Genomic DNA, 5,713 nt, shown 5'->3' on the forward strand with positions numbered 1-5,713 from the left:
CCGGTCCGCCGCCCGAGAGCGGCCCCGTGGCGGACCGGCCCGGCGCCGAACCGTCCGCTCCCGACACCCGGGCCGAGACGCCGTCCGGCGCTTCGGACATGGCCCCGCGCCCCGTCGGCGGGATGCGCGGGCGACCGCAGGCGGAGCAGGACCCCGCCGCCTCGGGTCCGGTCGCCGCCGCGCCGCCCGCTCCCACGGGTGGTCCGGTCGGTGGTACACCCTCCGGCCCCGCGGCCCACACCGGGCACCCGGCCGGACCGCCTCCCGGGGGCCCGAGGCCGCCCCAGTCGCGTCCGGTCTCCGGTCCCCAGCCGTCGCGTCCCGTGCCGCCCCCTCCGGGCCGGGCCCCGGGCGGCCCGACCCACCACGGCCCCGCGATGACCGGCCCCCAGCCCGTGTGGAGCGGCCCCGCCGCCCCGCCGCCGACCGGCGCCTTCTCCCAGCCGGTCGCCGCGGCCGCCGAGGCCGGGGTCCCGCCCAAGCGCAGGTCGCGTAAGCCCCTGTTCGTGGGGTTCGCCATCTTCGGCGTGGTGTGCCTCGTCGGGGGAGCGGCGGGGACCTACTGGGTGATGGACCGCGTCGTCCCCGTCGTCGCCGCCGACGGCACCGGGAGCGCGGCCGACCAGGCTCTCGACGAGCCTTCCGAGGACACGACGGCCCCGGCCGAGCCGACCGCGGCCGACCCCGCGGAGGCAGGCGACGAGCCGACGGCGGGCCCCGGCACCGACATGACCGCCGACCCCTCTCCCGCGGAGTCGGGCGCCCCCGACGACACGGAGCCGGGAACCACCCTGCTCACCCAGCTCGATCCGGTCGACCAGGACGGCAGGTGGACTCACGACGTGGGTCGCGCCGAGATGAACGCGCGGGTGTACAGTCGTGCGCTCGTCTCCCCGGAGGTGTGCGGGGGCGACTACGCCGACTGCAACGGATGGGTGGACTACAACCTCAGCCGCGCCTACACGTCGTTCACCACGACCATCGGCGTGGACGACACCTCCAGCGCCTCCGAGACCGTGACCTTCACCGTCTACGCCGACGACGAGTCGCTCATCTCCGAGACCGTCCGGTTGGGGGAGACGATCGACCTCGACGTCGACGTCACCGACGTGCTGCGCCTCCGGTTGGAGGTCGAGTCCAGCGACGACGGCATCTACCCGGTCTGGGCGGAGCCCGCGCTGACCAGCTGACCGCAGGCGCGCCGTCCCCGAGCGTCGCCGCCCGGGGACGGTGGGACGGGCGTCGGTCCGGGCCTACTCGGCGCGCCAGCCGCCCTGGCGGTCGGCGAGGTTGAGCGCGGTGGTCACCAGCGGCACGTGGCTGAACGCCTGCGGGAAGTTGCCGACCTGGCGCCCGGCGTTGGGGTCCCACTCCTCGGCGAGCAGCCCCAGGTCGTTGCGCAGCGACAGCAGCCGTTCGAACAGCTCCTTGGCCTCCTCCTGGCGGCCGATGGACAACAGGGCGTTGGCCATCCAGAAGCTGCACGCCAGGAAGGCGCCCTCGTCACCGGGCAGCTTGTCGGCGGAGGTCTCCAGGTCGGTGCGGTACCGCAGCACGAAACCGTCGACCATGAGGTCCTTGCGGATCGCCTCGATGGTGCCGACCACGCGCGGGTCGTCGTAGGGCAGGAAGCCCACCTCGGGGATGAGCAGGAGCGCCGCGTCCAGCTCCTTGCTGCCGTAGTACTGGGTGAAGGTGTTGCGGTGCGGATCGTAGCCGTACTCGCACACCTCGGCGTGGATGGTGTCGCGCAGGGACCGCCACCGTTCGATGGGGCCCTCCTTGCCGAACTCCTCGATGCTGCGCACCGCGCGGTCGGCCGCCACCCAGGCCATGACCTTGGAGTGGACGAAGTGCTGGCGCGGGCCGCGCACCTCCCACAGGCCCTCGTCGGGCTCGTCCCAGCACCACTCCAGGTAGTTCACCAGGGAGCGCTGGAGCCCCCACAGGTAGTCACCGCCGCGGATGTTGGACCGGCGGGCCAGGTGCAGCACGTCCATGACCTCGCCGTACACGTCGAGCTGGTACTGGCCGACCGCGGCGTTGCCGATCCGCACCGGCCGCGAGGCCTCGTACCCCGGCAGCCAGTCGGCCTCCCACTCGGTCAGCCGCCGCTCTCCGCGGATGCCGTACATGATCTGCATGAGCTGCGGTTCACCGGCGACGGCCCGGACCAGCCACTCGCGCCAGGCGAAGGCCTCCTCCTTGTACCCGGAGCGGATCAGCGCCTCCAGGGTGATGGTCGCGTCCCGCAGCCAGCAGTATCGGTAGTCCCAGTTGCGGACCCCGCCGATCTCCTCGGGTAGCGAGGTGGTGGGCGCGGCCACGATGCCGCCCGTGGGCCGGTAGGTGAGGGCCTTGAGCACGATGAGGGAGCGTACGACCGCCTCGCGGTAGGGGCCGTCGTAGGTGCACTGGTCGACCCACTTGTCCCAGAACCGCTCGGTCCGCGACAGCGCCTTCTCCGCGTCCAGGTGGTCGGACTCCTCCACCTGCGAGGGGTGCCAGGTCATCACGAAGGGCACGCGCTGACCCGCGGTGACGGTGAAGGAGGCGTCGTGCGTGAAGTTGTGGCCCTGGAGGGCGACGGGTGCGCTCAGCCAGATGGCGTCGGGTCCGGCGATGGCGACCAGTTCGGTTCCGGCGCGGTGCATCCACGGCACCACGTGGCCGTAGTCGAACCGGATCCGCATGGTGGTCTCCATCCGGACCGATCCGCTGATCCCCTCGACGATGCGCACGATGTGCGGTGCTCCGCCGCGCGGCGGCATGAAGTCGATGACCCGCACGCTCCCGGTGTCGGTGTCCCACTCCGACTCCAGGATCAGCGTCTCCCCCCGGTAGCGGCGCCGGGTGGCGTTGGGTTCGCCGTCGGCGGGCCGGAGCGCCCAGCTGCCGTTCTGGTCGTCGCCCAGGAGGGCGGCGAAACAGGCGGAGGAGTCGAAGTCCGGCAGACACGCCCAGTCGATGGAGCCGTCCCGCCCGACCAGCGCGGCGGTCTGCATGTCGCCGATCAGTGCGTAGTCCTCAATCCAGCCGGGCACGCGGCTCACCCCCAACACGTCGTCATGGTTTGTGCGGTTGGCGCGAGAACCCGTGTGGGGACGGGGGCGCGCCGCTCCTTCGCGGTCGCACCACGCACATCCGTGTACGCGCCCCGTCGGGGGTCTCCGGCCCGCCCCGGCACCGGACGTGGTCCAGGGCCGGGAAGGGGCGCCGTCCGAGTCATCGGCTCACCTCCCCGGCCCTTGCTTGCCTCCCGTATACCCGGTTATGTGCCCAGGTGAGGGCAGGCTAAAGAGGCGGACCGAAGGAAGGGGCCGAACCCGTCTTCCTGTCGTTCACCGCGGTCCCCATCTTCCCCTCTTCCTGGGGTGCGCGCTACCCGCAATTGCACGTGCATTTGAGCGAGCAGGGTGTTATGTAGCGAATTGTGGAGTTTTCGACTACAGAAGTTATGACGCGGTGATCAACCGCGAATGACGGTCGGGTTAGGGCGTGTGTGGTGGATGCCGCCCGTCGCGAGCGGCGTCTCCAGTGCGGGTCTCGCTAGGCCGAAGAAGGAGTCAGGGTGGGGTCCTGTCGACTGATGAGAACGCCGCGAGAGTTGTGCTGGGGCGTCGCGCAGCAGGGCGAGTGTCCGCCACACACGCCCTAACGGTGAGGTGGCGCCTGAACCGACGGCTCTCGGTCCGGTACACGCATCACCGGCAGGAACGCCTGGGCCAGCGGACCGATCGCCAGAGCGTACACGACCGTTCCCACCCCCAGCGTTCCGCCGAGCAGGGTGCCGGTGATCACCACCACCACCTCGATCGTCGTCCGAGCCAGCCGCACCGACCACCCGCGTTCGGCGAGTCCGGTCATCAGACCGTCACGCGGGCCCGGGCCGAGGCGGGCGCCGATGTAGCACCCGGTGGCCACACCGCACACCAGCACGCCCAGGAGCAGCGCTCCCACCCGAAGGGACAGGGAGCCGGGGGAGGGGAGCAGCCACAGGAACAGATCCACCGTCGTGCCGACGACGACCACGTTGCTCAGGGTCCCCAGACCGGGCCGCTGCCGCAGCGGGATCCACAGCAGCATCAGCGCCGCGCCGACGAGCACGCTCCACGTGCCGATCGACAGCCCCGTCCGCCGGGCCAACCCCTGGTGCAGCACGTCCCAGGGCATCGCGCCCAGTTCGGCCCGGACCAGCAGGGCGCCGCTGAGCCCGTACAGCGCCAAGCCGAGGTAGAGCTGGACCAGGCGCCGTGCCCGCGGTCGGGGCACGATCCGGGCGAGCCGGTCCCGCGCCTTGGCGGGTGGTGGTCCCTGGTCGAAGGGGTGGGGACGATCGGCCACGCGGGTCTCCTGACTCCGGTCGATGACGGGGGAGTGGTGGACCGTTGGATGGGGCCATGAACGGTGCCACATCGATATGGTGGCCAAAGTGGCGCCCGTGTTGAAGCGCCAATTGGGACAACTGGCCCGAGACAGGGATGGCTGGGGGAAGCATGGTGCGGCAGAGTGGTCACCGCGGGACGGAGCGGACCCCCACCAGGGGCGGCGGTCGGCGGATCAACGGCCGTCTGCTGGCCCGCCTCATCGGGGAGGCGCCCGTCGAACGCCCCTACTACCTGGCCATCGCCCGGTCCGTCAGCGGCCTGGTCCTGGACGGCCGCGTCCCCACCAACACCCGCCTGCCCGCCGAACGCGACCTTGCCGCCGCCCTCGGCGTCAGCCGCAACACCGTCACCGCCGCCTACTCCTGGCTGCGCGACAACCGCTTCCTGGACAGCCGTCAGGGCGCGGGCAGCTGGACCGTCCTGCCCGACACCGGCACCAGCGAGCTGTCACCGTTCGCCCCGGTCGCCGAGCACATCGACCTCGGCGTGGCCGCCCCGCCCGCCGTGGAGGGTCTGCGCGCCGCCTCGTTCCAGGCCGCCGAGCAACTCGCCGCGCACGTGGGCGGGCTCGGCTACTACCCCTACGGCCTTCCGGAACTGCGGCACGCGATCGCCCGCCGCTACGTCGAGCGCGGTCTGCCCACCACCCCCGAGCAGATCTTCGTCACCAACGGTTCCCAACAGGGCATCGCCCTCCTGTTGGACCTGCTGGCCCAGCCCGGCGACGAGGTCCTGGTCGAGTCGCCCACCTACCCGCACGCGGTGGACGCGATCCGCAGGGCGGGCGCCCGCATCCGGACCGTCGGCGTCACCCCCCAGGGGTGGGACATGGAGTACCTGTCCGACGCCTTCCGCCAGTGGAAACCGGGACTGGCCTACCTCATCCCCGACTTTCAGAACCCCACCGGCGCGCTGATGGACGACGAGGAACGCCGCGTGCTCGTCCGCGAGGCGCGCAGGGCGGACACCCACCTGATCATCGACGAGACCGTCGCGGAACTGGCCATCGACTCCGGTGACCTGCCCGCTCCGGTGGCCGCCCACGACACCGACGGACGGGTGCTGACCGTCGGCTCGGTGGCCAAGCTCCTGTGGGGCGGGTTGCGCGTGGGCTGGATCCGCGCCACGCCGCCGATGGTGGCACGGCTGATGTGCGCGCGCCAGCGGTTCGACCTCGCCGGGGCGGTGCTCGACCAGCTCACCGTCACGCACCTGCTGGCCGACGTGATGCGGATCCGCGCCGAACGCAGCCGTCAGCTGCGGCGCAACCGCGACGCCCTGGTGCACGCGCTGCGCGAGCGTCTGCCGGACTGGCGGGCCCGCGG

4 protein-coding genes are annotated in these 5,713 nt (G+C 72.0%); 2 read left to right on the forward strand and 2 right to left on the reverse strand.

What is annotated here, in order from left to right; genetic code table 11:
* Positions 1-1,190, forward strand: a 1,190-nt coding sequence (locus D471_RS32785) for an NPCBM/NEW2 domain-containing protein (RefSeq protein ID WP_017597284.1), incomplete at its 5' end; no start/stop codon positions are given.
* Between the two features lie 63 nt (positions 1,191-1,253).
* Here the strand turns inward: D471_RS32785 and D471_RS0103165 are convergent.
* Entirely contained in the window at positions 1,254-3,059 is a 1,806-nt protein-coding gene (locus D471_RS0103165; protein ID WP_241479554.1) for a glycoside hydrolase family 15 protein, read from the reverse strand.
* Between the two features lie 595 nt (positions 3,060-3,654).
* Positions 3,655-4,344, reverse strand: coding sequence for a membrane protein YczE (gene yczE / locus D471_RS0103175; RefSeq protein ID WP_017597286.1), 690 nt, complete (start codon positions 4,342-4,344; stop codon positions 3,655-3,657).
* Positions 4,345-4,496: 152 nt separating this feature from the next.
* Here yczE and yczR point away from each other — a divergent pair.
* On the forward strand, positions 4,497-5,713 hold a 1,217-nt coding region (yczR, locus tag D471_RS0103180; RefSeq protein ID WP_017597287.1), incomplete at its 3' end, for a MocR-like transcription factor YczR.

The organism is Nocardiopsis lucentensis DSM 44048 (assembly GCF_000341125.1).
Classification (GTDB): domain Bacteria; phylum Actinomycetota; class Actinomycetes; order Streptosporangiales; family Streptosporangiaceae; genus Nocardiopsis; species Nocardiopsis lucentensis.